The 25723-nt window shown below is 71.6% G+C and carries 22 protein-coding genes; 7 read left to right on the top strand and 15 right to left on the bottom strand.

What is annotated here, in order from left to right:
• Window positions 1-49: 49 nt before the first annotated feature.
• Window positions 50-1246: a glutathionylspermidine synthase family protein gene (locus NBY69_RS08410; RefSeq protein ID WP_250299488.1), complete on the bottom strand. Its 1197-nt coding sequence runs from the start codon at window positions 1244-1246 to the stop codon at window positions 50-52.
• A gap of 21 nt (window positions 1247-1267) precedes the next feature.
• Entirely contained in the window at window positions 1268-1540 is a 273-nt protein-coding gene (locus NBY69_RS08405) for a hypothetical protein (RefSeq protein ID WP_250299487.1), read from the bottom strand.
• A gap of 277 nt (window positions 1541-1817) precedes the next feature.
• Here NBY69_RS08405 and NBY69_RS08400 point away from each other — a divergent pair, with 277 nt between their 5' ends.
• Window positions 1818-2660 carry a hypothetical protein gene (locus NBY69_RS08400; protein WP_250299579.1) on the top strand — a complete coding sequence of 281 codons (843 nt, stop codon included), beginning with the start codon at window positions 1818-1820 and terminating at the stop codon, window positions 2658-2660.
• 79 nt (window positions 2661-2739) lie between these two features.
• Here NBY69_RS08400 and NBY69_RS08395 read toward each other — a convergent pair whose 3' ends face one another.
• Window positions 2740-4131 carry a PLP-dependent aminotransferase family protein gene (locus tag NBY69_RS08395; RefSeq protein WP_250299486.1) on the bottom strand — a complete coding sequence of 464 codons (1392 nt, stop codon included), beginning with the start codon at window positions 4129-4131 and terminating at the stop codon, window positions 2740-2742.
• Window positions 4132-4178: 47 nt separating this feature from the next.
• On the opposite strand from NBY69_RS08395, the gene NBY69_RS08390 reads away from it, so the two are divergent.
• On the top strand, window positions 4179-4706 hold the full coding sequence (locus NBY69_RS08390) for a carboxymuconolactone decarboxylase family protein (protein ID WP_250299485.1): 528 nt from the start codon (window positions 4179-4181) through the stop codon (window positions 4704-4706).
• 11 nt (window positions 4707-4717) lie between these two features.
• A complete protein-coding gene (locus NBY69_RS08385) occupies window positions 4718-5443 on the top strand; it encodes an isocitrate lyase/phosphoenolpyruvate mutase family protein (RefSeq protein WP_250299484.1) in 726 nt (241 codons plus the stop codon).
• A gap of 57 nt (window positions 5444-5500) precedes the next feature.
• On the opposite strand, the gene NBY69_RS08380 is transcribed toward NBY69_RS08385, so the two are convergent.
• The 4 genes from NBY69_RS08380 to NBY69_RS08365 form a co-directional block, all read right to left on the bottom strand.
• Window positions 5501-5944 carry a DUF3592 domain-containing protein gene (locus NBY69_RS08380; RefSeq protein WP_250299483.1) on the bottom strand — a complete coding sequence of 148 codons (444 nt, stop codon included), beginning with the start codon at window positions 5942-5944 and terminating at the stop codon, window positions 5501-5503.
• 141 nt (window positions 5945-6085) lie between these two features.
• Window positions 6086-7075, bottom strand: coding sequence for a malate dehydrogenase (locus NBY69_RS08375; RefSeq protein ID WP_250299482.1), 990 nt, complete (start codon window positions 7073-7075; stop codon window positions 6086-6088).
• A gap of 481 nt (window positions 7076-7556) precedes the next feature.
• On the bottom strand, window positions 7557-8348 hold the full coding sequence (locus NBY69_RS08370; RefSeq protein WP_250299481.1) for a DUF3017 domain-containing protein: 792 nt from the start codon (window positions 8346-8348) through the stop codon (window positions 7557-7559).
• The gene (locus NBY69_RS08365) at window positions 8338-9192 is read right to left on the bottom strand and encodes a bifunctional methylenetetrahydrofolate dehydrogenase/methenyltetrahydrofolate cyclohydrolase (RefSeq protein WP_250299480.1); all 855 of its coding nucleotides are present in this window, start codon (window positions 9190-9192) and stop codon (window positions 8338-8340) included. The genes NBY69_RS08370 and NBY69_RS08365 overlap by 11 nt, the downstream gene beginning before the upstream one ends.
• Window positions 9193-9404: 212 nt before the next feature.
• Here NBY69_RS08365 and NBY69_RS08360 point away from each other — a divergent pair, with 212 nt between their 5' ends.
• Window positions 9405-9983: an RDD family protein gene (locus NBY69_RS08360; RefSeq protein ID WP_250299479.1), complete on the top strand. Its 579-nt coding sequence runs from the start codon at window positions 9405-9407 to the stop codon at window positions 9981-9983.
• Window positions 9984-10100: 117 nt separating this feature from the next.
• Here the strand turns inward: NBY69_RS08360 and purH are convergent, their stop codons facing one another.
• Both purH and purN read right to left on the bottom strand, forming a co-directional pair.
• Window positions 10101-11729, bottom strand: coding sequence for a bifunctional phosphoribosylaminoimidazolecarboxamide formyltransferase/IMP cyclohydrolase (purH, locus tag NBY69_RS08355; RefSeq protein ID WP_250299478.1), 1629 nt, complete (start codon window positions 11727-11729; stop codon window positions 10101-10103).
• Window positions 11641-12342, bottom strand: a complete 702-nt coding sequence (gene purN, locus NBY69_RS08350) for a phosphoribosylglycinamide formyltransferase (RefSeq protein ID WP_374211232.1) — start codon at window positions 12340-12342, stop codon at window positions 11641-11643. The genes purH and purN overlap by 89 nt, the downstream gene beginning before the upstream one ends.
• Window positions 12343-12499: 157 nt before the next feature.
• Here purN and NBY69_RS08345 point away from each other — a divergent pair, with 157 nt between their 5' ends.
• A complete protein-coding gene (locus tag NBY69_RS08345; protein ID WP_250299476.1) occupies window positions 12500-13414 on the top strand; it encodes a hypothetical protein in 915 nt (304 codons plus the stop codon).
• Between the two features lie 106 nt (window positions 13415-13520).
• On the opposite strand, the gene NBY69_RS08340 is transcribed toward NBY69_RS08345, so the two are convergent.
• Window positions 13521-15374 (bottom strand): DUF6350 family protein, encoded by a 1854-nt coding sequence (locus NBY69_RS08340; protein ID WP_250299578.1) that lies wholly within the window; start codon window positions 15372-15374, stop codon window positions 13521-13523.
• Window positions 15375-15509: 135 nt separating this feature from the next.
• On the opposite strand from NBY69_RS08340, the gene NBY69_RS08335 reads away from it, so the two are divergent.
• Window positions 15510-16721, top strand: coding sequence for a helix-turn-helix domain-containing protein (locus NBY69_RS08335; protein WP_250299475.1), 1212 nt, complete (start codon window positions 15510-15512; stop codon window positions 16719-16721).
• Between the two features lie 104 nt (window positions 16722-16825).
• Here NBY69_RS08335 and sucD read toward each other — a convergent pair whose 3' ends face one another.
• The 5 genes from sucD to NBY69_RS08310 form a co-directional block, all read right to left on the bottom strand.
• Window positions 16826-17713, bottom strand: a complete 888-nt coding sequence (gene sucD, locus NBY69_RS08330; RefSeq protein ID WP_250299474.1) for a succinate--CoA ligase subunit alpha — start codon at window positions 17711-17713, stop codon at window positions 16826-16828.
• Window positions 17714-17733: 20 nt separating this feature from the next.
• The gene (gene sucC, locus NBY69_RS08325) at window positions 17734-18909 is read right to left on the bottom strand and encodes an ADP-forming succinate--CoA ligase subunit beta (protein ID WP_250299473.1); all 1176 of its coding nucleotides are present in this window, start codon (window positions 18907-18909) and stop codon (window positions 17734-17736) included.
• Window positions 18910-19326: 417 nt separating this feature from the next.
• Complete coding sequence (locus tag NBY69_RS08320; RefSeq protein WP_250299472.1) at window positions 19327-20499, bottom strand: VWA domain-containing protein; 1173 nt, start codon at window positions 20497-20499, stop codon at window positions 19327-19329.
• Window positions 20496-22991 (bottom strand): DUF5682 family protein, encoded by a 2496-nt coding sequence (locus NBY69_RS08315; RefSeq protein WP_250299471.1) that lies wholly within the window; start codon window positions 22989-22991, stop codon window positions 20496-20498. The genes NBY69_RS08320 and NBY69_RS08315 overlap by 4 nt, the downstream gene beginning before the upstream one ends.
• Window positions 22988-24091, bottom strand: a complete 1104-nt coding sequence (locus NBY69_RS08310) for an AAA family ATPase (protein ID WP_250299470.1) — start codon at window positions 24089-24091, stop codon at window positions 22988-22990. The genes NBY69_RS08315 and NBY69_RS08310 overlap by 4 nt, the downstream gene beginning before the upstream one ends.
• Window positions 24092-24218: 127 nt before the next feature.
• On the opposite strand from NBY69_RS08310, the gene NBY69_RS08305 reads away from it, so the two are divergent.
• The gene (locus tag NBY69_RS08305) at window positions 24219-25640 is read left to right on the top strand and encodes an SWIM zinc finger domain-containing protein (protein ID WP_250299469.1); all 1422 of its coding nucleotides are present in this window, start codon (window positions 24219-24221) and stop codon (window positions 25638-25640) included.
• Window positions 25641-25723 lie beyond the last annotated feature (83 nt).

Genomic DNA, 25723 nt, shown 5'->3' with positions numbered 1-25723 from the left:
GGGCCAGGCGCAGGACAGGGGCCGGGCGAGGAGGAGGCGCTCAGAGGATTCAGAGGATGACGTGGGGCAGGAAGCGGGCGTACTCGTCCGTCACCGGCCCCACGGACTCCCGGATGCCGAGCCCCGCCGCCTCGTCCTCGACCACCCACGCACCGAGCACCACACGGTTGCCGTCGAAGTCGGGCAGCGGGGCCAACTCCTGGTAGCAGCAGACCTCGTCGGTCCGCAGGACCGCGGCGGTTCCCGCTCCGGCCTCGTGGAGCACGACGCCCGCTCCCTCCCGGCCCAGGAGCGGCTTGGAGACATAGCCCTTGGATGTGGGCAGGGCGAGCTCGCGCGGGCCGTCCAGATAGGAAGGCAGGAGATTCGGATGTCCCGGGTACAGCTCCCACACCACGGCGAGCAGCGCCTTGTTGGAGAGCAGCATCTTCCACGCGGGTTCGATCCAGCAGGTGGAGCCGGTGGACCCGCCGTTGTCGAGGGTGTCCAGGACGTGCGGACCGAAGCTGTCGGTCGTCAGCCACTCCCACGGGTAGAGCTTGAAGCAGCTGCGGATGAAACGCATCCGCTCGTCGACGAACCGCCCGGACAACGGGTCCCAGCCGATCTGCTCCACGGAGAGCGCCTCGGTCTCGATCCCCGCCTGCTGGGCGGTCTCCCTCAGATACGCGACCGTCATCAGGTCCTCGCCGAGTTCGTCGGCGTCGGAGTGCGCGAAGTGCAGCGGTCCCGGCGGCAGCAGCGGGGCCTGTCGCCGCCAGGCTGCGACCAGCCGCTCGTGCAGCGAGTTCCACTGGTCGGCGCCGGGAAAGCGGTCCTCCATCCAGAACCACTGCGGGCTGGCCGCCTCCACCAGGGAGGTGGGCGTGTCCGCGTTGTACTCCAGCATCTTGGCCGGGCCGTCGCCGTCGTACCGCAGATCGAACCGCCCGTACACGGACGGCAGTTCGTCCCTCCGGTGCCAGGATTCGGCAACCAGCCGGGCCAGCCGGGGGTCGGTGATCCCCAGGTCGGCCAAACGGTCGCGGGCGACGATGTGGGCGGCTGCGGCAAGGCACATCGCGTGCAGTTCCTCGACGACCTCCTCCAGCGCCTCGACCTCGGGGAGGGAGAAGGAGTAGTAGGCGCTCTCGTCCCAGTACGGGCGCAGCGAGTCGTCCGGGTAGCGGGTGAGCGGATAGATCAGCCCCTGCTCCTCGACGATCTGCTGCCAGCCGGGGCGGGGTTGGACGGCGTGACGCTTCATGGTGTCGGTCCGGGCCCCGGGTCAGCCGCCGCTGGAGTGGAAGCCGCCGCCGAAACCGCCCCGGTGCACCGACGACTTGTTGAAACTGCCGCCCGAAACCTTGCCGTTCTTCGAGGAGCCGCCGTAGTAGTACGTGCCGTGGCCGCTGCTCTTGCCGCACTCGTACTTCGGCAGCTGCTTGTAGGTCACCGGGTCCACACACCGCCGGTCCACATCGGAACCGCAGGCGGTGAGCGTCGCCGCCAGCATCCCCATGCCCCCGAGCACCACGGCGCCCGACCTCATCTTGCGCATGCGTTGTCCTCTCCCGTTCTTCACAGACACCGTCATCACAAACATCGTCGTCGCAGACACCGTCATCACGGACACCGTCATCACGGACGCCGTGCCAACAACACCGGTCGTCACAGACGCTGTGCCACAGACCCGGCGCCACAGACGCCGTACAGCTGTACGGCAAGTATCCCGTGTCTGACGGTGTACAGACTAGATGTCGGCCTCCGTCCCCGGTGAGCAGGTGGGACGCTCCCCGGTCGGTGCTCACCCGTAGAGTCCTTACGTGCTCCTTGGAATGCTCTGCGCGCTCGGTTCAGCGGTCTGCTTCGGTACGGCCTCCGTGTTCCAGGCCGCCGCCGCCCGTGCCTCCGCCCCCGGGACCGGCTCGGGGGTCGACGCGGCGCTGCTGTTGCGCGCCCTGCGCCAGTGGCGCTACATCGCGGGGCTCGGCTTCGACGCCGTGGGCTTCGTGCTGCAGATCATCGCGCTGCGTTCGATCCCGATCTACGCGGTCGGCGCCGCGCTCGCCGCGAGTCTCGCGGTCACCGCGGTGGTGGCGGCCCGGGTCCTCGGCGTGCGGCTCACCGGCACCGAATGGGGTGCGGTGGGCGTCGTCTGCGCGGGACTGGGGATGCTCGGCCTCGCCTCCGGTTCGGAGGGCAGCACCGCGGGATCGGACGCCCTGCGCTGGGCCATGCTCGGAGTCGCTCTCGCGGTCCTGCTGGTGGGCGTGGTCGCCGGCCGACTCAAGGGCAAGGCCCGCGCCCTGGTGCTCGGCCTCGGCGCGGGCGTGGGCTTCGGCGTGGTCGAGGTGGCGGTCCGGCTCATCGACTCCGTCGACTTCACCAACCCGGCGCTGTACGCACTGCTCGTCGGCGGCGGCTCGGCCTTCCTGCTGCTCACCTCGGCCCTGCAACGCGGATCGGTGACGACGGCCACGGCCGGCATGGTCATCGGCGAGACGATCGGCCCGGCCCTGATCGGCGTGGTCTGGCTCGGGGACCGTACGAGGGACGGTCTGGCCCCGCTGGCGATTGCCGGGTTCGCGGTGGCGGTGGCCGGGGCGCTTGCGCTGGCACGGTTCGGCGAGGCTCCGGCAGAGGCCCCGGCGAACGAGGCGATGGACAGCAAGGTCTGACCGGCGAGCACGGCCTGGTCCGACTCCCCGCCGAACACCCCGAATCCCCCACAACGAAGCCCCGTTGGCGTACGCGCCCCTACGGGAGCACCCGGCACAGCGCGTCCAGCGCCCCCGTCCACGCGCTGTCCGGTGGCGTCCCGTATCCGACCACCAGCCCGTCGCGCCCCTCGCCCGCGTCCGGGTGCCGGAACGGACTGAGGCCCCCCAGCGCGAGCCCCTGCCAGGCCGCCGCCTGGACCACCGACTGTTCGGTGCCCGGCGGCAGTTCGAGTACGGCGTGCAGCCCGGCAGCGATCCCGGTGACCCGGATGTCCGGCGCGCGTTCGGCGAGCGCCGCCACCAGCTGGTCGCGGCGCCGCCGGTAGCGCAGCCGCATCGCGCGGACATGCCGGTCGTACGCCCCGGAGGCGATGAACTCGGCGAGCGTCAGCTGCTCCAGCGCACTCGTCATCCAGTCGGAGTGCCCCTTCGCCGTGACGACATCCGCCACCAGGCTCCCTGGCAGCACCAGCCAGCCGATCCGCAGCCCGGGGGCGATGGATTTGCTGGCGGTGCCGAGGTAGACGACCCGTTCGGGATCGAGTCCCTGGAGCGCACCGACCGGCTGCCGGTCGTAGCGGAACTCCCCGTCGTAGTCGTCCTCCAGGATCAGCCCGCCCGTGGTCCGCGCCCAGTCGACGGCGGCCGACCGCCGGTCGGGGTGGAGCGGCACCCCCAACGGGAACTGGTGCGCCGCCGTCAGCAGCACCGCACCTTCGCGCCGCAGCGCACCGGTCTGCGAGCCGAGTGCGTCCAGAGGGAGCGCGGGGGTGCGCAGCCCCGCGTCGGTGAGCAGGTTCCGGTGCAGGTCCAGCCCGTACGACTCGACCGCCACCTCCCGCACCCGTCTCCCCCGCAGCACCTTCCCCATCAGCATCAAACCGTGTGCGAACCCCGAGCAGACGACGATCCGGTCCGGGTCGGCGTACACCCCGCGGGCCCGTGCCAGATAGTCGGCCAGCACGGTCCGCAGCTCGGGCCGCCCGCGCGGGTCCCCGTATCCGAACGCTTCGTGGGGAGCGGCGGTCAGCGCCTTCCGTGCGGCCCTGAGCCACTCGGCGCGCGGGAAGGACGCGAGGTCGGGCGAGCCGGGCAGCAGGCTGTACGCGGGGTGCCGCGGCTGCGGCGGCCGTACGGTGACGGGCGGGGCCGCCGCACGCGGTACGGACCGGGCTGCCACCCGGGTCCCCGAGCCCTGCCGCGCGGTCAGCCAGCCTTCCGCCACCAGTTCGGCGTAGGCGTCGGCCACCGTGTTCCGGGCGATTCCCAGGTCGGTGGCGAGGGTGCGCGAGGACGGCAGCCGGGTCCCCGGCGTCAGCCGCCCCGTGCGTACGGCCTTGCGCAGCGCGTCCGTGAGCCCCACCCGCAGCCCGGTACCGGTCAGCTCCAGGTGCAGGTCCACACCGAAAGTGGCCCAGGAATCCGTCATGGAAATGGACCATACCCCTGCGCCACACACCACGTAGCGTCGTCTCCATGACGACGCACGAGACACCCCGGACGACCGACGAGAGCACGGGCTTCCTGCCCGAGCACACCCCCCGGCTCCACATGGCCAAGCTCGCCCCCGAGGTCTACAAGGCCATGATCCAGCTGGACGTGGCGGCCCGTCGGGGCGTGGACCCGGCCATTCTCGAACTGGTCAAGATCCGCGCCTCGCAGATCAACCACTGCGCCTTCTGCCTCGACATGCACACCAAGGACGCCCTGGCAGCGGGCGAGTCGGTCGAGCGGATCGTGCAGCTCAGCGGCTGGGAGGAGTCGAAGCACTTCTACACCGCGAAAGAGATCGCGGCGATCGAGCTGACCGAGGCCATCACGGTGCTCACCGACGGCTTCGTGCCCGACGAGGTGTACGCACACGCCGCCGAACAGTTCGACGAGACCGAACTCGCCCAGCTGATCGCGGCGATCACCGTGATCAACGCCTGGAACCGCATCTCCGTCACCGCCCGCATGGTCCCGGGTCACTACACCCCCGGCTCCACCGCCCACCGCCACTGATGGGCCCGCTGATGACCGACTTCCGCAGCCTGCATCTGGGCCGCTCCCCCGCCGACCCGCTGGTGCTCCCGGGCCCCTGGGATGCCGCGAGCGCCCGGGTCTTCGCGGAAGCCGGCTTCCCGGCGCTCGCCACTCCGAGCGCCGGGGTGGCGGCCTCGCTCGGATACGCGGACGGGCAGACCCCGGCCGATGAGATGTTCGCCGCGATCGCCCGTATCGTCCGGGCCGTCGAGAGTTTCGGCGTCCTCGTATCGGCGGACATCGAGGACGGCTACGGCCTGCCGCCGAAGGAGCTGGTGGCCCGGCTCGCCGACACCGGCGCTGTCGGCTGCAACCTGGAGGACTCCACGGACGGCGTCCTGCGCGACCCCGGTGAGCAGGCCGACCGGCTCGCGGAGGTACGGGCGGCGGCGGGCGGCGCGCTGTTCGTCAACGCCCGCGTGGACACGTACCTCCGCGGGGTGCGCGATCCGGCGCGGACCGTCGTCCGCGCCCGTCAGTACCTCGCGGCGGGCGCCGACTGCGTCTACCCGATCGCGGCGCCGCCCGGCCAACTCCCCGAACTGGCGGCCGGGATCGGGGCTCCGCTCAACGCGCTCTGTGTACCGGACGGGCCGTCACCGCGGGAACTCGGCGAACTCGGCGCCACCCGCGTCACCTTCGGGCCCGGACTGCACCACCGGGCGCTGGCCGCGGTACGTGACATGGCCGGACAGCTCTCCGGCGGCACCCGGTAGCCGGGCATCGGGGCTCTTCACCACGAGAGGGGGCTCTTCGCCACGAGAGCGGACTCTTCACCACGAGATGGGGCCCTTCACCACGAAGAACATGCAGAACGCCACCATCGCCGAACAGAGCACGACGGTGGCGGCCGTCTCCAGCGTGTGCTTCCAACCGGTGGTCGGCAGCACCGTGGTGGCGTGCTGGGGCCGGTCCGCGACGTAGTAGACGGTCACGATGTCGCCCCCGATCCTCGTGCTGGGCCCGTGCTTCTCCTCGAAGGACACCGGCCGCCCACCGGGCGGCGTGAACTCGTACGCGTGGTGCCGGGTCGTGGATCTGCCGGAGTCCTTGTCGTACCTGGTCGTCGTGTAGGTCCGCAGGCAGGTCGCCCGCGCCGTGAGACCGCTGCGCCAGGCCGCCCGCATCCTCAGCCGCGCGCGGACGGCCTGGAGCGCTATGCAGACGGCGCCGACGGCGATCAGCGCCGGCACCACGTAGAACAACGCATCGGACATGTTCGACCCCCGTGTCGGTTCTGCCCACGCAGACGCCCCCCGCAATCCATTGGTTGCGGGGGGCGTCGCACGGGACGGAGAGGTCGCCGCGTGCCGGGGGCCGAACCGTCCGAACTGTCCGGACAATCCTGGCCGTACGGCTCAGATCAGGCCGAGCTCGCGCACCGCGTCGCGCTCCTCGGAGAGTTCCTTCACCGAGGCGTCGATACGCGCGCGGGAGAAGTCGTTGATCTCAAGACCCTGGACGATCTTGTACGTGCCGCCCTCGGTGGTGACCGGGAAGGACGAGATGAGGCCCTCGGGAACACCGTAGGAGCCGTCCGACGGGATACCCATCGAGGTCCAGTCGCCGTCCGCCGTGCCGTTGACCCAGGTGTGCACGTGGTCGATGGCGGCGTTCGCGGCCGAGGCGGCCGAGGAGGCGCCGCGCGCCTCGATGATCGCCGCACCGCGCTTGGCGACGGTCGGGATGAAGGTGTCGGCCAGCCACTTCTCGTCGTTGACGGTCTCGGCAGCGTTCTTGCCCGCGACCTCGGCGTGGAAGATGTCCGGGTACTGGGTGGCCGAGTGGTTGCCCCAGATGGTGAGACGGCGGATCTCGGAGACCGGGACGCCCGTCTTCTGCGAGAGCTGCGAGATCGCGCGGTTGTGGTCGAGACGGGTCATCGCGGTGAAGCGCTCGGCCGGTACGTCCGGGGCCGAGGCCTGCGCGATGAGCGCGTTGGTGTTGGCCGGGTTGCCGACGACGAGGACCTTGATGTCGTCCGCGGCGTTGTCGTTGATGGCCTTGCCCTGCGGGCCGAAGATGCCGCCGTTGGCCGCGAGCAGGTCACCGCGCTCCATGCCCTTCGTACGCGGGCGGGCGCCGACGAGCAGGGCCACGTTGGCACCGGCGAAAGCGACGTTCGGGTCGTCCGTGATCTCGATGCCCTGGAGCAGCGGGAAGGCGCAGTCGTCGAGCTCCATCGCGGTGCCCTCAGCGGCCTTCAGCCCCTGCGGGATCTCCAGGAGACGCAGCTTGACCGGCACGTCCGAGCCGAGCAGGTGGCCCGAGGCGATGCGGAAGAGCAGCGCGTAGCCGATCTGGCCGGCCGCGCCGGTGACGGTGACATTCACAGGAGTGCGGGTCATGGCGTTCTCCGTAAGACAGCTGGCGGTGGGGGTCCCTGCCCCTGGTGCGGGAAATCTCGGAGGCTCACACCGCGAACTGAATCTTGATGTGAAGAGACTTCCGACGTCAGGCTATCCGACCCTGCGGCCGACCGGCTCCCGCCCCCGTGTGGCACGCCGCACACGGACCCGCGCACGCCCCGGCGTACGGAACCGTGTTGGCCCGTACGCACTCCTGAGGTCCGCCCCCTGCAACGACGGTGGCCGCCCGCGCCCAGGGGGGGTGAGGCGCGGACGGCCACCGCCGGGTGCAAGCACCCGTGGGGGGATAACACTCGCTTGCCCCGTGAATCGCGGGGCATTCCCCCTCAACGTTTTTTCTTTTCCGCCAACCGGGAACTGCCGGGTCCGCCGCCGGAAACTGCTCTGCCGCCGGGAACTGTCGGGCCGTCAGCCCCCGCCTCCCGTCGGCCACGGCCCTCGTCAGCGCACCGTGAACTCGTCAGCGCACCGTGAAGTGGACCAGATCCTCCAGGAACGGCAGCTCCAGCCACGGACTGGGCTGCACCATCAGCGCGAGCAGCGTGATCACGAGGCCCAGTACGCCGTACGTCACCGTGTCCGTGAACCGCGAACGCACCGCGAGCATCCCGACCGCCCGCACCCACCAGCGCATCGCCGCGCCTGCCATCAGTGCGACGCCGACGAGCAACAGCCCCACCCGGGTCACGTCGAAGGCGACCAGCAGCAGTCCCGCGGCGACCGCGCCGAGCACGGTGAGCAGCGGCCACTGCCGGGCGGGCGCGGGGGCGTCGCCGGGGGCCGCCCGGCCGCCGCCCTCGGGGCGGGCGGTGTCGCGCGTCACCGAGGGGAAGCGCCGGGTCGAGCGCACGGGCTCCCCGTCGGGACCCGGAGCGCTGACCGCGTCCTCCCCCTCGGGCTCGTCCTCGGCTCGGGCCTCGCCGGACGCTCCGGACTCCGCCGTCTCCTCCGACTCCGCAGCCTCTTCCGGCTCCGCAGCCCCCTCCGACTCGGCAGGCGCCTCGGACTCCGCCGGGGCTTCCGGCTTTCCGGGTTCCTCGGCACCGTCCGGCGTCTCGGACCTGCGGGGCCCCTCGGGACCGCCCGCCGCCTCCGGCGCGGCGCCCCCGTCGGATCCCGTACGACTCCCGGAACCCGAACGACTCCCGGAACCCGAACGGCCGTCGGCCCCCGAGTGCTTGGCGAACCCCGGGAGCCCGGCGGACCCGCCCGGCTCCTCGGGCCCCGTACGCTCCACCGCGTCAGCCGACACTGCGCTCCGCCGCCTCCACGACGTTCACGAGCAGCTGAGCACGGGTCATCGGGCCCACGCCGCCCGGGTTCGGGGAGATCCACGCGGCCACGTCGGCGACACCGGGGTGCACATCGCCGACGATCTTGCCGTTCTCGTCCCGGCTGACGCCGACGTCGAGAACGGCCGCGCCCGCCTTGACGTCCTCGGGGTTGATGATGTGCGGAACACCGGCGGCAGCGACGATGATGTCGGCCTGCTTGAGCAGCGCGGGCAGATCACGGGTGCCGGTGTGGCACTGGGTCACTGTCGCGTTCTCGGACTTACGGGTCAGCAGCAGCGGGATGGAGCGGCCGACCGTGATGCCGCGCCCGACGACCACGACATGCGCCCCGTTGATCTCCACCCCGTGGTGGCGGAGCAGCTGGATGATGCCGTACGGGGTGCAGGGCAGCGGGCCCGTCTCGTTCAGTACGAGCTTGCCGAGGCTGGTCGGGTGCAGCCCGTCGGCGTCCTTCTCCGGGTCCATCAGGCTCAGGACGCGGTTGGTGTCGATGCCCTTGGGGAGCGGCAACTGCACGATGTAGCCGGTGCATTCGGGGTTCTCGTTGAGCTCCCGGACGACCGCCTCGATCTCTTCCTGCGTTGCGGTGTCGGGGAGTTCACGCTGGATCGACCCCATGCCGACCTCGGCGCAGTCACGGTGCTTGCCGTTGACGTACCAGCGGCTGCCCGGATCGTCACCGACCAGCAGTGTGCCGAGACCGGGGGTGATCCCCTTCTCCTTGAGGGCCGCCACGCGGGCGGTCAGATCGGACTTGATCGCGGCTGCGGTGGCCTTGCCATCGAGAATCTGGGCTGTCATATGAGCCATTCTTGCAGGGGCGCCATGATCGCCCAAGTTGCACTTGCACAACACATACGGAATGCGACTGGACAAACTTACGTGGCGTTTAGAAGCATGTTGCCCGCAGTGCCGCGGGCAGTGTCGGGGGGCTAGACCGCTCAGTCGATTTATGTACCAATCCTCCGCTCGAACCGCGTCGTCCCCGCATGAACCAACGGAGGAAATCAGCCATGAGCTTCGGCGATCCGAACCCGAACCCGAACAACCCGTACGGCCAGCCCCAGCAGCCCGGCGGCTACCCGCAGCAGGCCCCGCAGGGCGTGCCGCAGCAGCCCGGGTACGGCTACCCGCAGGCGCCCCCGGTCCAGGGCTACCCGCAGGCGCCCGGTTACGGCGGCCAGCCCCCGCAGTTCGGTGGCTGGTGGCGCCGGGTCGGTGGCACCATCATCGACGGCCTCATCTCCGGTATCCCGTACGGCGTGCTGGTCGGGATCGGCGGCTCGATCGGTGGCGGCGCCGGTTCCGCCCTCGTGATCGTCGGACTCCTCGTCGCCATAGCCATCTTCCTGTGGCAGCTCTACAACGAGGGCACCAACGGGCAGACCATCGGCAAGAAGGCCGTCGGCATCAGCCTGCGGCGCGAGAGCGACGGACAGCCGATCGGCTTCGGCATGGCGTTCGTCCGTAAGATCGCCCACTTCGTGGACAGCATCGCCTGCTACCTGGGCTGGCTGTGGCCGGCGTGGGACTCCAAGAAGCAGACGTTCGCCGACAAGCTCTGCTCCACCGTGGTGGTCCGGGTCGACTAGGACCTGCCGCACGCACCTGAGGGCCGTAACTCCGCGCATTCAGCGAGGAGTTACGGCCCTCGGGCGTTCCGGGGGCCGCCTGTGCGGGCGGCCCCCGGTACCGGTCCCGGGCAGGTCCTAGTGGAAGAAGTGACGCGTCCCGGTGAAGTACATCGTCACGCCGGCCTTCTCGGCGGCCTCCACGACCAGCTCGTCACGGATCGAACCGCCCGGCTGGACCACGGCCTTCACCCCGGCGTTCGCCAGGATCTCGAAGCCGTCGGGGAACGGGAAGAAGGCGTCGGAGGCGGCGTACGCACCCCTGGCCCGCTCCTCGCCCGCGCGCTCCACGGCGAGCTTCGCCGAGTCGACGCGGTTGACCTGACCCATGCCGACGCCGACGGACGCGCCGTCCTTGGCGAGCAGGATCGCGTTGGACTTCACGGCGCGGCACGCCTTCCAGGCGAACGACAGCTCGGCGAGTTCGGCCGCGCCGAGCGCGTCACCCGATGCGAGCTTCCAGTTCTCCGGGTTGTCGCCGTCGGCCTGGAGCCGGTCGGTGACCTGGAGGAGTGCGCCGCCGTCGATCTGCTTGACCTCGACCGGGGCCGACGGGGCGTCCGGGCAGCGCAGCACCCGGATGTTCTTCTTGCGGGCCAGGATCTCGACCGCGCCGTTCTCGTACGCCGGAGCGACGATGACCTCGGTGAAGATCTCGGCCACCTGCTCGGCCATGGCCGTGGTGACCGGACGGTTCACCGCGATCACGCCGCCGTACGCGGAGACCGGGTCACAGGCGTGCGCCCTGCGGTGCACCTCCGCGAGGTCGGTGCCGATCGCGATGCCGCACGGGTTGGCGTGCTTGATGATCGCCACACAGGGCTCGGCGTGGTCGTACGCGGCCCGGCGCGCGGCGTCGGTGTCCGTGTAGTTGTTGTACGACATCTCCTTGCCGTGCAGCTGCTCGGCCTGGGCGAGGCCGCCCGTGCCGCTCACGTAGAGCGCGGCACCCTGGTGCGGGTTCTCGCCGTACCGCAGGACGTTGCCGCGCTCGTACGTCGCACCGAGGAAATCGGGGAAGCCGCTGTCGTCGGCCGCCGCGTAGTCGTCGGCGAACCAGCCCGCCACGGCCACGTCGTACGCGGCGGTGTGGCGGAACGCCTCGGCCGCGAGACGCTTGCGCGCGGCCAGGTCGAAGCCGCCGCCGCTGACGGCGGTCAGCACGTCCGCGTAGCGCTCCGGGCTGGTGACGACCGCCACCGACGGGTGGTTCTTCGCCGCGGCCCGGACCATCGACGGGCCGCCGATGTCGATCTGCTCGACGCACTCGTCGGGGGTGGCGCCGGAAGCGACGGTCTCCGTGAAGGGGTAGAGGTTCACGACGACCAGGTCGAAGGGCTCCACCCCCAGCTCGGTGAGCTGCTTGCGGTGGTCCTCCAGGCGGAGGTCGGCGAGGATCCCGGCGTGCACCCGCGGGTGCAGCGTCTTGACCCGGCCGTCCAGGCACTCCGGGAAGCCGGTGAGCTCCTCGACCTTGGTGACCGGCACACCGGCAGCCGCGATCTTCGCCGCGGTGGATCCGGTGGAGACGAGCGTGACGCCCGCCCCGTGCAGCCCGAGGGCCAGCTCCTCCAGGCCCGACTTGTCGTAGACGCTGATGAGCGCGCGCCGGATGGGCTTAACGGTGTCCGTGTTCTCGGTGTGCACCGACCTGTACCTTTCGTCCCTCAATGCGGTAGCCGTTACGGGCCAGACGCCCCACGACATCGACGAGCAGCCTTCGCTCGACTTCTTTGATGCGCTCGTGAAGAGCGCTTTCGTCGTCCTGCTCCCGGATCTCGACCACGCCCTGCGCGATGATCGGACCGGTGTCGACGCCGTCGTCGACGAAGTGGACGGTGCAGCCGGTGACCCTGGCGCCGTATGCGAGCGCGTCGCGTACGCCGTGGGCCCCGGGAAATGCGGGCAGCAGGGCCGGGTGCGTATTGACGAACCGGCCGCCGAAGGCCGCGAGGAAATCCTTCCCCACGATCTTCATGAATCCGGCCGAGACGACCAGGTCCGGCGCGTACGCGGCCGTGGCCTCGGTCAGCGCGGCGTCCCAGGCGGCACGGTCCGCGTACTCCTTCACCTTGCATACGAAGGTCGGCAGCCCGGCGTCGCGGGCGCGGTCGAGTCCGGCGATGCCGTCGCGGTCGGCGCCGACCGCGACGATCTCGGCACCGTAGGCGGCCGGATCGTCACCGATGGCGTCGAGCAGGGCCTGCAGATTGGTTCCGGAGCCGGAAACCAGCACGACCAGGCGGGCGGGAGGGGGCGGGGAGGCCACAGCGGGGCCCTTTCTGGATACGACTTGTGCGGTCGTACGAATCGATCGCATCTCCCGATACGGGGAACTCTACGAACGCGCCGACCGTCGGCAACGATACCGGCACACGGAGCGGCCCCCACGGGACGGGGGCCCGGCCGAGAGGTAGCGTCTGGGGACAGGATCCGTCTCCCGGACGGGAACCGAATGAGGGGAAGACGTTCACCAGATGCAGGACCGACGCCACCGCGCGACTCTCCGCACCCCACGGCACGGGCAGGACTCAGTGCTGCTGCTGCGGGAACGCCGGCCCTCTTCGACGGAGCCCGACGACAACCCCTTCGCCCCGCCACCGGAGGGCCGGCCGGACCAGCCGTGGCAGCCGCGGCGCCCGGCCAACGGGGGCGACGAGGGCAACTCCGGTCATTCCGGCAACGGGGGTGACGGCAGCGGTGACGACCAGTCGCCGCCTCCCGGCCGGGGCAGCCAGTGGAGCCCGGTTCAGCCCGGCCGCCAGGGCGGCGGCTGGGGCGGCGGCCCGCAGCGGCCCCAGGGCGGCCCGAACGAACCCGGGAACGGCCGGGGCGACGGCCCGAAGGGGCCGGGCAACGGGCCGGGCGGTCCGGGCGCGGGCCTGCGCTGGGACCCGAAGGACCCGGCGCAGCGGCGGGCGCGATACGCCCTGCTCGCCGGAATGTGGGCGTTCTTCTTCGTGCTCTTCAATCTGCCCGAGGTCAGCCTGCTGCTCGGGTCGCTCGCGTTGTACTGGGGTATCAGCTCGCTCCGGGCGAAGCCGCAGCCGGTGCAGCACGACACCCGCGGGGCCACGGCGCTGACGACCCAGCCGCCCCCGGCCACCCCCACCGACGGCCGGCCGGCCGCACCGGGAGCGCCGCCCGCACCGCACGTGCCGCCGGCGCCCGGTCCGTACGCAGGCTCGTCGAAGCCGCAGATCACGGCGGCGGTGAGCGGTCTGGTGACGGCCGGAATGGCACTGGTGATGGTGGCGCTGGTCTTCACCTCGCACCTCGTGTACCGCGACTACTACACGTGCGTGGACGATGCGTTGACGAAGCAAGGCCAGATCGCCTGCAACAAGCTGCTGCCGGGCTCGCTGGTCCCGGTTCTCGGCACGAAGGAGTAGGGACGAGAGATGAAGGGGTAGGGGCGAGGGAGTAGCACGCGGCGCGCGTCACGCGTCTGCGAGCGGGGAGGCCCGGGTTCCCGCCCCGTTCGGCGGTGCGCGGCTGTCAGTCCCCGTCGGTGTACGACATCGGGGGCCAGGCGCTGCCGATGCCCGGACCGGCTCCGGGTTCCGCGCGGGGTCCGGCCTCGGCGCCCGTTTCCGGCGGGGCGGGCGGGGCCGGGGCTGTGACAGGCACGGCAGGCACGGCAGCCGGTACGTCGTTGTCGCTTCCCGGGCTGCTTGTGCCGTCAGTGCCATCGGTGCCGTCCTGGACCTCCGTACTGCCGGGGCCGTCGGGGCCGTCGGGGCCGTCGGGGCCATCGGGGCCGTCTGCCCTATCCGTACGGTCCGGGCCGGGCTGAACGACAGCAGGACCGTCACCGTCCTCGCCGTCCTCGCCGCGCGCCCCGTCATTGTTCGCAGCGGCGTCCGCATCCCCCGGATCCGCGGCAGCACAGCCATCGGCCTGGTCACCGGACTGGTCACTCGGCTGATCACCGGCTTGGTCAGCGGGCTGGTCAGCGGGCTGGTCACCGGGCTGGTCACCGGGCTGGGGAATCCTGGCCTTCAGTCCCGCCGACGCCGCCCGAAGCGCAGCCCACCGCGCCACCCTGGCCCCGCTGTCGTGCCACTCCGGTTCCCCGGCGGCTTGCGGGACGGGTGCGGCAGGCCGGTTGCGCCGGAGGACCCGCCAGCGCCGGACCAGCGCGACCAGCAGCCCCGTTCCCACTGTCCAGACCAGCGCTGCCGCACCCGTGCGCCACCACACAGGGCCGAAGGACGCCAGACTGCCGGTGCCCAGCGGCCCGCCCGCCAGGGCGGCGAGGCCCGTCATCGCCGCCGCGCACCCCACGGCCGCCGACACAGCGGAGAGCACGGTGCCGCCCAGCGGGATCGGCCCGGCCTCCTCCCCTCCCCGGACGACGAACCAGCCGAGCACCACGCCCGCCGCCAACGGCACTGCCGCCACCGCCCAGCCGAGCGGAGAGCCCCGGCCCTCCCCGGGCACCGCGGTCAGCAGGGGGAAGTGCGGGAGCACGGTGTTCCCGGTCACCGCGAGCGGCGTCACCGTGGTCCCCGTACCGAGGACGAAGCCGGGGCCGAGGGCGTACGAAGCCCCCCAGACAGCCGCGTTCGGCACCAGCGAGACAGCCAGCAGCAGAACCGTGAACCGGCCCGACCAGGCACCGGTGAGCTGGAGGAACGACTGCTGCGCCGCGCCCGCGTGCCACACCAGCGCGCCCCCGACGAGCAGCGCCCCGCCGCCGGTCAGCACCATGACACCGGCGGCAGCGGCCCTCAGCGTGTCCGGCATCCCGGGCCGGGCGAGGGCCGCACGTGCACCCTTCGGCAGGATCCACCGCACCGGGCGGGGCAACGGTCCGCCCGGACATCCGCGCGCCCGCCACACCCCGGCAGCCGCCGCAGCACCGACGGCGAGCGGCAGATGCCAGAGCGCACTCAGCGGCTCCGCGGGCAGCGTCCCGCCCGCCGCGTACAGCGCCACCGCGACGGCAACCAGCAGATAGCCGCCGGTGACCGCGCACAGGGCACCTCGCGACGACGGTCCGGGACGGCCGTTCGCCGGGTCGAGCGCGTCGTGCGCGGCCCGCTGGACCAGCCAGACAGGCAGAACGACCAGCAGTATCGGCACCACACCCAGCGGAGCGGGAACGCCGGAGAGGGTGTCCTGCCTGGTCAGCTCCGTACCGTGAGCCAGCAGCCACAGTGCGGCGGCGACGTGCAGCGCCCCGCCCAGGCCGCTGTCGGGGTACGGCGAGCTGATCCACAGCAGCATCACCAGGACGGTGAGCACGCTGAGCCCGAACCCTGCCGCGACCGCACCGCGCAGCACGCAGTCGGACAGCGCGGCGGTACGGGTCCGTACGGGAACGAGCGACAGGCTGCGGTCGGTCATCTGGGTCACGCGGGCCATGCTGCCAACGACACGCGCTTTCGCCGCGTAACAGGCAAAGGCCGGTCGTGTCACTCAATATACGTTTATGTACTTTTCGGACTGGCGCACTGCCATGAGCAGCGCTGGGGGTATCTCATGACGGATCTCCCGCCCCCGAAGGAACGGCGTCGGCTGCGCGAGGCGAAATCGCTGAGCGTGAAGCAGCTCGCGGCCACGATCGGGGTGACACCGGCGACCGTACGGTCCTGGGAGTCCGGTCGTACGAGCCCGGAGGGCCACCGGCACGCGGCATACGCGAAGGTACTGGCGCACGGGCCGACGCCGCAGCCCGTCCGGGAGCCGGTCCCTCAGCCCGTCCGGGAGCCCGTCCCGCAGCCCGCCCTCCTGCCGGAGCCGGAATCAGCACCGGCATCGGCATCGGAGCCAGAACCGGAATCAGCATCGGCATCGGCATCGGCATCGGCATCGGCATCGGCATCGGCATCAGCTTCGGTGGCGGAGTCGCAGCCGGCTCCGGGCAGCCGCGACGAGCCCCGGCCGCTCCACGACGCCACCCCGGCCGAAGCCTTCGACCTGCTCTACGCGCGGGCCGCGCCCCGCCTCGTCCACCAGACGTACGCCCTCACCGGCCGCCGTCATCTCGCCGCGGAGTCCGTCGAGCGCGCGTTCCACCTGGCCTGGCAGCGCTGGCCGGAGGTGGCGACCGACCGGGACCCCGCCGGATGGGTGCGCGCGGCGGCGTACGAGTACGCGCTGTCGCCCTGGCACCGGTTACGCCGCAGCCACAAACGTCTCGACCGGCAGCCCGCAGACCCGGACCAGGGTCCGCTGCGCGACGCGGTCCTCGGCCTGCCGCCCGCGTACCGGCGCACCCTGCTGCTCTACGACGGTCTCGGTCTGGACCTCCCGGACACCGCGGCCGAGACCGAGGCGAGCACGCCCGCGACCGCGAACCGTCTCCTGTACGCGCGAGCGGCCGTCGCCGAGCAGGTGCCGGAACTGGCGGATCCCGAACTGCTCCAGGAGCGGCTCGCCGCGCTCACATCGACCGGTCCCGAGGTGAAGCTCCCCGAGGCGCGGGTGGTCAGGACGGGAAGCGAACACCGGATCAGGTTCTGGACGCGGCTCACGGCCGGGTTCGTCGTCCTGCTCACCGCGTCGACGGGCTACACCCTGGCCACGGCCCCCACGTACTACGCCAGACCGACGGGTGCCCCGCACCGCGTCGAGGGCGTCCCGCCGCGCGGCGGCCCGCAGCGACTGACAGCGGAGGACGTGAAGCTGCGGCAGAAGCTCCGTACCGAACCGGCGAACGGTCCGGGTCGTCTGGTGCCGTCGACGGACTGAGACCCGCCGGACTGCGACCTGTCGTGGTCCGGCCGGGCCGGACATGCGAACGGGCCCGCGCTCCCCGGAAGGGAACGCGGGCCCGCAGCGCACCTGCGTAACTGCTACGCGGCGGCCAGGATCGCGCGGGCCAGCTTGGCCGTCTCGGTCGGCGTCTTGCCGACCTTGACGCCCGCAGCCTCCAGCGCTTCCTTCTTCGCCTGCGCGGTACCGGAGGAGCCGGAGACGATGGCGCCGGCGTGGCCCATGGTCTTGCCCTCGGGAGCCGTGAAGCCCGCGACGTAGCCGACGACCGGCTTCGTCACGTTCTTCGCGATGTAGTCGGCCGCACGCTCCTCGGCGTCGCCGCCGATCTCGCCGATCATCACGATCAGGTCGGTCTCGGGGTCCGCCTCGAACGCCGCGAGAGCGTCGATGTGCGTCGTGCCGATGACCGGGTCGCCACCGATGCCGACGGCCGAGGAGAAGCCGATGTCACGGAGCTCGTACATCATCTGGTAGGTCAGCGTGCCGGACTTGGACACGAGACCGATGCGGCCGGGCTTGGTGATGTCGCCCGGGATGATGCCGGCGTTGGACTGACCGGGGGTGATCAGACCGGGGCAGTTCGGACCGATGATCCGGGTCTTGTTGCCCTTCGAGCCGGCGTACGCCCAGAAGGCGGCCGAGTCGTGGACGGCGATGCCCTCGGTGATGACGACCACGAGGCCGATCTCGGCGTCGATCGCCTCGATGACGGCGGCCTTGGCGAAGGCCGGCGGCACGAAGACGACGGACACGTCGGCGCCGGTCTGCGCCATCGCGTCGGCGACGGAGCCGAACACGGGCACGGCGGTGCCGTCGAAGTCGACGGACGTACCGGCCTTGCGCGGGTTGACGCCGCCGACGATGTCGGTGCCGTCAGCGAGCATGAGCTTGGTGTGCTTCATGCCGGTGGCGCCGGTCATCCCCTGGACGATGACCTTGCTTTCCTTGGTCAGGAAAATAGCCATGGTGTTGGTGACCTGTTCCCTTACTTCGCAGCCGCGAGCTCGGCGGCCTTGTCGGCCGCGCCGTCCATGGTGTCCACGCGCTGCACGAGCGGGTGGTTGGCGTCCGACAGGATCTTGCGACCCAGCTCCGCGTTGTTGCCGTCGAGGCGCACGACCAGCGGCTTGGTGACCGCTTCGCCCTTGGACTTGAGGAGCTCAAGGGCCTGGACGATGCCGTTGGCGACCTCGTCGCACGCGGTGATGCCACCGAAGACGTTGACGAACACGGACTTGACGTCCGGGTCGCCGAGGATGATCTCCAGGCCGTTCGCCATGACCTCGGCGGAGGCGCCGCCACCGATGTCGAGGAAGTTGGCGGGCTTCACGTTGCCGTGGTTCTCACCGGCGTACGCGACGACGTCGAGGGTGCTCATCACGAGACCCGCGCCGTTGCCGATGATGCCGACCTCGCCGTCGAGCTTGACGTAGTTGAGGTTCTTGGCCTTGGCAGCAGCCTCGAGCGGGTTGGCTGCGGCCTTGTCCTCCAGCGCCTCGTGCTCGGGCTGGCGGAAGTCGGCGTTCTCGTCGAGCGAGACCTTGCCGTCAAGGGCGATGATCTTGCCGTCGCCGGACTTGATCAGCGGGTTGACCTCGACGAGGAGCGCGTCCTCCTTGATGAAGACGGTCCACAGCTTCTGCAGGACGTCGGCCACCTGACCGGCGATCTCGGCCGGGAACTTCGCCGCGGCGACGATCTCGGCGGCCTTCTCCGGGGTGCACCCCTCGTTGGCGTCGACCGGGATCTTCGCCAGCGCGTCGGGGTTCTCCTCCGCGACGACCTCGATCTCCACGCCGCCCTCGACGGACGCCATGGCGAGGAAGGTGCGGTTGGTGCGGTCGAGGAGGAAGGAGACGTAGTACTCCTCCGCGATGTCCGCGGTCTCGGCCAGCATGACCCTCTGGACCGTGTGGCCCTTGATGTCCATGCCCAGAATGGCGTCGGCCTTCGCCACGGCGTCGGCCGGGTCGGAGGCGAGCTTCACGCCGCCGGCCTTGCCTCGGCCGCCGACCTTGACCTGCGCCTTGACGACAGCCTTGCCGCCCAGACGCTCGGTCACCTCGCGCGCCGCCTCAGGCGTGTCGATGACTTCACCGGCCAGCACCGGTACACCGTGCTTGGCGAAGAGGTCCCTCGCCTGGTACTCGAACAGGTCCACGCGCGTCCGTCTCCCTTTGCTTTAAATCGTCGTCGCAGTAGTGATCGCGGTTCCTTGTCTGCGTGGGCGTGCCGCGAAGGGCAACGTGACTGCGCTGTCACTAGGGAGGCGTAGACGGTGTCCGAGTACGCGGCATGTCCGTCTCGCAGGTTATCCCCGTGGGCGCTAGGTCCCTAAATCGCAGATCACACCTGCGCGGTGATTACTGTCACAACTCACCCACCCGAACCGGACATCGGCCCGGTGGCCGGGAACCCCCCGGTGAGCTGCGCCGATGCACCCTGTGGACCTTCGGTGGGCGCGCCGAGGCCGGGTGGTGAGGGGGTCGGCCGGACGGTCCGGGGTGACCGACGACACAGTTGACGCGGACCCGTTCACGGCGTGTCCGGTACCACGGGTTCACGCGCTTCAGGCCCCTCAGGCCGTACGGTCCGGGCTCGGAGGCAGGGGTCTCTTCTCCACCGCTGCCGCCATCACTTCTGGAAAGTGGTCCGGTGTGCAGGCGAACGCCGGTACGCCCAGGGCCGCGAGGGCCGCCGCGTGGTCGTGGTCGTAGGCGGGTGTCCCCTCGTCGGACAGCGCGAGCAGCGCCACGAACTGCACACCCGATGCCTTCATCGCCGCCACCCGCTTGAGCATCTCGTCGCGTATGCCTCCCTCGTAGAGATCGCTGATCAGTACGACGACGGTGTCGGCGGGGCGGGTGATCTGCGACTGGCAGTACGCGAGCGCCCTGTTGATGTCGGTGCCGCCACCCAGCTGGGTCGCGAAGAGAACGTCCACCGGGTCGTCGAGCTGGTCCGTGAGATCGACCACGGCCGTGTCGAAGACGACGAGCCGCGTCGCGAGGGACCGCATCGAGGCGAGGACCGCGCCGAACACCGAGGCGTAGACGACGGAGGCCGCCATCGATCCCGACTGGTCGATGCAGAGGACGACTTCCTTCTTCACGGACTGCGAGGCGTGGCCGTACCCGACGAGCCGTTCCGGAACGACGGTGCGGTGCTCCGGTAGGTAGTTCTTCAGGTTGGCGCGGACGGTGCGGTTCCAGTCGATGTCCCGGTGGCGCGGCCTGCTGATCCTGGCCGAACGGTCCAGCGCCCCGGTGAGCGTGGCCCGCGTCCGTGTGGCGAGCCGCTTCTCCAGGTCCTCGACCACCTTGCGGACAACGGCGCGAGCCGTCTCCCTGGTCGTCTCGGGCATCGCCTTGTTGAGCGAGAGCAGCGTCCCGACGAGGTGGACGTCCGCCTCGACCGCCTCCAGCATCTCCGGCTCCAGCAACAGCGCCGAAAGTCCCAGCCGTTCGATGGCGTCGCGTTGCATCACCTGGACGACGGAGGCCGGGAAGTACGCACGGATGTCGCCCAGCCAGCGCGCGACGGACGGCGCGGACGCGCCGAGCCCGGCCGTGCGGTCGCCACCGCGTCCGGCGCCCTTGCGGCCGTTGCCCTTGCGCCCGCCGCCGTACAGCGCGCCCAGTGCTGCGTCCATCGCCGCGTCCCGCCCGTCGAGCGAGACGCCGGTGCCCTCCGCCGCGTCACCCCCGAGCACCAGCCGCCAGCGCCGCAGCCGTTCGTCCGCCGTGTTCATCCCGCCACCCCCATCAGGCCGTTGTCGTACGGACCGGTGCCCGCAGGACCGGTTCCCTCAGGGCCCCTTCTGCCCGGGATCCCTCCGCCGCCCGCGGTTCCTCCGCCGCCCGCGGTTCTTCCGCCGCCCGGGGTTCTTCCGCCGCCCGGGGTTCTTCCGCCCGGGTCGCGCCTGTCGGGGCCGTGCCTGTCGGGGTCGCCGTGCCCGAGGAGCAGCCGCAGGACCGGAAGCACCGCGTCCGCGCGCTCCGTGTCGAGCCCGGTACCGAACCCCGGCGCTGCCGCCTCCGGTGTACGGGCCGTCCCCCGGCCGGCCCCGGTGCCGCGCCGGACCAGCTCGCCGAGGGTGCGGCGTACGCCCGGCTCGTACGCCGAGAAGGTACGGCGCAGCAGCGGCAGTACGCCGGTGAACGCGTCCGGCGGCACACCGGCCAGCCAGGCATCGACCAGCCCGAGCAGCCGCTCGTCGTGGACCAGGAGCATGCCTCCCCCGGAGACCCCGCCGACGAAGCCCTCGATCCAGGCCGCCGCGTCGGCGGGCAACGCGCCCGGCGACAGGGCGAGGCCCATGAGCAGGGCCGCCTCGTCCTCGGCGAGCCGTCCGTCGTCGAGGAGGAGACGCACGGCCCGCCCGCGGATCAGCCCGGCGACCGGGTCCCGGCCGGCCAGTCCGCGCAGCACACCGGCCCATCGGTCGCGCAGTCCGGTGTCCGGCAGGAGACCGATCGCGGTGTGGACACCGTCCAGTTGTCCGCGTCTCTCGCCGGCACCGTCCGCGTCGAGCCCCGTACAGGCCGGGGGCAGCCCGACACAGATCCGCTCCGCGATCCCGGACGCCACCTCACCGAGCGCCGTGGTGTCCGTGGACCGCACATCGCCGTACCGCAGGGAACGGGCCAGGGCGGGCAGCGCCTGCGCGAGGTGACCCACGTCCGTGTCCAGCGCGGCACGGTCGGCGAGCGCCCGCATCACCACCGGGAGCGCGTCCGGCAGTTCGGCCAGCAGGCACTGCTCGGCGAGGGCGGTGACCTCGCCGAGCACGGTGGCCGACACGGCCTGCGCCGCGGCTTTCGCGGTGGCCGCGGAGAGCACCGTCGTCCCCCACATCCCGGCCTCCGCGACCCGCACGGAGAGCTCCGGCTCCCAGCGCAGCCGCCAGCTCTCCCGGAAGGTGCCCGTACTCCCCCGTCCGTCGGCCGGCTCCCCCCAGCCGACCCCGAGGAGCCGCAGCCGGTGCAGCAGCCGGGACCGTGCGGCGTCGGTCTGCTTGCGCAGATCGAGGTCCGCCTCCCGCTCCGTCGCCTCCGGCTGGAACCGCAGCGCGCGCTGTGTGCGGGTCAGGTCACGCTGGAGCGGTACGGCCGGGGCGGTGTCCGGGACCTCCCCGAGCACCTCACCGACCACCAGCCGGTCCTGGACGAGCGCGAGCGGTACGTCGGAGCCCTCGCACATCACCGCCCGCACCGCGTCGGTCGTCTCGGCGAGCCCGGGAAGCGGGCGTCCGCGCAGAGTGGCGAGGGTCCCGGCGAGCCGGACCGCCTCGATGACATGGGCCGAGGAGACCATCCGGTCCTCGTCCCGCAGCAGCCGTGCGGCCTTCGTCATCCAGCGCTCCACGGGGCGGTCGTCCGCGCCGAACAGATGGGCATACCACCCGGGTGATTCGATGCCGGCGCCGTAGCCACTGCGCCGGGCGAGCCTGCGGTGCGTCCAGGGCACCCAGGTCATCTCGGTCTTCACCTTGGGGAGCCCCTTGAGCAGGGCGCGGTCGGCGGTGACCGTCGTCCTAGCCGCCAGTGCGGGGACATGCCAGGCTCCACAGACCACGGCCACCGAGTCGGCGAACTCCCTTCGGGCCGCGCGCAGTTGGATGCGCATATGGGCCTCGCGGATGAGATCACGGGGGAATCCGCCGTCGCCGTACGTGTCCCGCAGCGCCCCCATGGCTTCGCCGAGCGCGGCGAACGGAGCGAGCGCGTCCGCCGTCCCGGGGCCCCGGTGCTCGACGACGTCCTCCCACCAGCGCTCGGCGTCCTCGTATCCGGCGGTCGAGGCCAGAACCCCGATCGGATCGACCCGTACCGCAGCCGCGTCGTCGGGTCCTTCGCACTCTTCCTCGGTCATCGCGAGCGAGTGGGCGGCGGGCAGATCGATGAACCGAACAGGCACCCCGCGCCGGAGCGCCCAGCGGATCGCCACCCATTCCGGCGAGAATTCCGCGAGCGGCCAGAACGCCGCCCGGCCCGGGTCGTCCACGACATGGGCGAGCAGGGCGACCGGAGGTTTCATCCCCGGATCCGCCGCGAGCGGCAGCAACGCGTCGCCCTCGGGCGGCCCTTCGATCAGTACGGCCTGCGGCGCCGCGGCGTCCAGCGCGGCCCGCACCGCACGGGCCGACCCCGGGCCGTGGTGGCGCACGCCGAGCAGCAGCGGCCCGGCCGCCGGGCCGGGCGCTCGGGCCGGCGCCGGGGGTGCTGTCGGAGGTGCCGTCATACCGACACCTCCCGGCAGGCCCGGTAGAAGCCCTGCCAGCCGTCCCGCTCCCGCACCACCGTCTCCAGGTACTCCTGCCAGATCACCCGGTCGGCGGCCGGGTCCCGCACGACCGCGCCGAGCAGTCCGGCGGCCACATCGGCCGGGCGCAGCACCCCGTCGCCGAAGTGCGCGGCCAGAGCGAGGCCGTTGGTGACGACCGAGATCGCCTCGGCCGTGGAGAGCGTCCCCGACGGCGACTTGACCTTGGTACGGCCGTCGTCGGTGACTCCGCCGCGCAGCTCGCGGAAGACCGTGACGACCCGGCGGATCTCGTCCAGGCCCTCGGGCGCGGCGGGCAGATCGAGCGAGCGCCCTATCTGGTCGACGCGCCGGGAGACGATGTCGACCTCCGCTTCGGCCGTGGCGGGCAGCGGCAGGACGACCGTGTTGAAGCGGCGGCGCAGCGCGCTGGAGAGTTCGTTGACCCCGCGGTCGCGGTCATTGGCGGTGGCGATCAGATTGAACCCGCGGACGGCCTGGGTCTCCTGGCCGAGCTCGGGGATCGGCAGCGTCTTCTCGGACAGGATCGTGATCAGTGTGTCCTGGACATCGGCGGGGATACGCGTCAGCTCCTCGACCCGCGCGGTCATCCCGTCGGCCATGGCCCGCATGACGGGGCTGGGGACCAGGGCGTCTCGGCTGGGGCCGTGGGCGAGCAACTGGGCGTAGTTCCAGCCGTACCTGACCGCTTCCTCGGGGGTGCCCGCGGTGCCCTGGACGAGCAGCGTGGAGTCACCGCTCACGGCCGCCGCGAGATGCTCGGACACCCAGGTCTTGGCCGTGCCGGGCACGCCGAGCAGCAGCAGCGCGCGATCGGTGGCGAGCGTGCTGACGGCGACCTCGACGATGCGGCGCGGTCCGACGTACTTCGGCGTGATCACCGTGCCGTCGGGCAGGGCGCCGCCCTGCAGATACATGGCCACGGCCCACGGCGAGAGCTTCCAGCGCTCGGGGCGCGGGCGGTCGTCGGCGGCGGCGAGTGCCGTGAGTTCGTGGGCGAAGGCGACTTCGGCGTGCGGCCGCAGAACCTCTGCTCCGGTGTTTTCGGGCGCGGTCATGGATCCCCCTCCAGATCGTTCCAGCTCGTTCGACCGGATGTGATTCCACGGTGCACCATGCCACTGACAATCGGTCGTTTCCGCAGGTCGGAGCCGATTGTCAGTGGTGGCACGTACCTTCGGAGCCATGAATCAGCAGGGGGTGCGCTGGACTGCGGATCAGGTGCTGGCACTGGCTCCTGACGCAGCGTCACGCAGAGCGGGAAGCAGGCTGGGCGGCTCGGCCGAGCCATGGTCGGAAGCGGGGTTCGGGGGCGGCTCGGGTGCCGTGTGGGGGCAGTGCAGAGGAAGCGGGGCCCAGCCGTACCGGACCGTGGTCGACACGGCCGGGGTGGCGTACACGTGCAGTTGTCCGAGCCGGAAGTTCCCGTGCAAGCACGCGCTGGGGCTGCTGCTGCTCTGGGCCTCCGGGGACGGAGCGATGGCGGAGACGGAGACACCGCCGGAGTGGGCCGGCGAGTGGCTCGACGCGCGCCGGAACCGAGCTGCTCAGGAGGGGAGTTCGGCCCCGGCATCGGCGAAACCGGCCGACCCCGAGGCGGCCAGGCGCAGGGCGGAGCGTCGGGCCGCCCGGGTCACCGCGGGCGCGACAGAGCTGGAGCAGCGGCTCGACGACCTGCTGCGGGGCGGTCTGGCCGGGGCGGAGCAGGCGGGGTACGGGCTGTGGGAGGAGACGGCGGCCCGCATGGTGGACGCGCAGGCGCCGGGACTGGCCGGGCGGGTGCGGGAGTTGGGAGTCATACCGGCTTCGGGTCCCGGCTGGCCGGTGCGGCTGCTGGAGGAGTGCGCGATGCTGCATCTGCTGGACCGGGCCTGGCTGGGCCGCGAGCAGCTGCCGGAGCCGCTGGCCGCGACGGTCCGTACGCGCATCGGGCTTCCCGCGACCACCCAGGGGCCGCCCGTCCGGGACCGGTGGTTGGTGCTCTCCCAGCACGACTCCTCGGACGGCAGACTCACCACGCGTCGGATCTGGCTGCTCGGCAGCCGGTCCGGGCGAACGGCGCAGCTGCTGGACTTCGGCGCTGCGGGCAGGGCGCCGGGGATCGCCCTGCCGGTGGGACTGACGCTGGACGCGGAACTGACGCCGTATCCGGGGGCGGGCCAGTTGCGGGTCTCGCTGGGAGAGCGGTTCGCCCCGCCGGGGCAGGGCGGCGGTCCGCCGGTGGGCATGTCGACGACCGAGGCCGTCACCGCCTACGGGCAGTCGTTGCGGGACGATCCCTGGCTGAGCGCCTGGCCGGTGACGCTCGGATCCGTCGTACCGATACCGGGCTCCGGGGGGAGCAGCGCGGACGGTGGCGGGGAGCACACCACCAATGGCTGGCAACTGGCCGATACCGAGGGGGACTTCGCACTCCCCATCACCCCGGAGGCGTCCGCGCGGGCCGGGCTGTGGAAGCTCGTCGCGCTTTCGGGCGGGGGGCCCGTGACCGTGTTCGGCGAATGCGGCCATCGCGGCTTCACCCCGCTCACGGCCTGGGACCCGGGCACGTGCGACGCCGTGCCGCTGACGGGCGGCGGCCACTGGCAGGACCAGGCCGTGAGCTGAACGTAGCGGCGGATCCTGTCCGGCCACACATGTCCTGGACCGGGTCGAACCCGGCGGCAGAGCCGCATCCGAACCAATCGTGG

It is taken from the genome of Streptomyces sp. A 4/2 (assembly GCF_940670765.1).
GTDB lineage: Bacteria > Actinomycetota > Actinomycetes > Streptomycetales > Streptomycetaceae > Streptomyces.
This window is presented reverse-complemented; position numbering and strand designations above follow the sequence as displayed.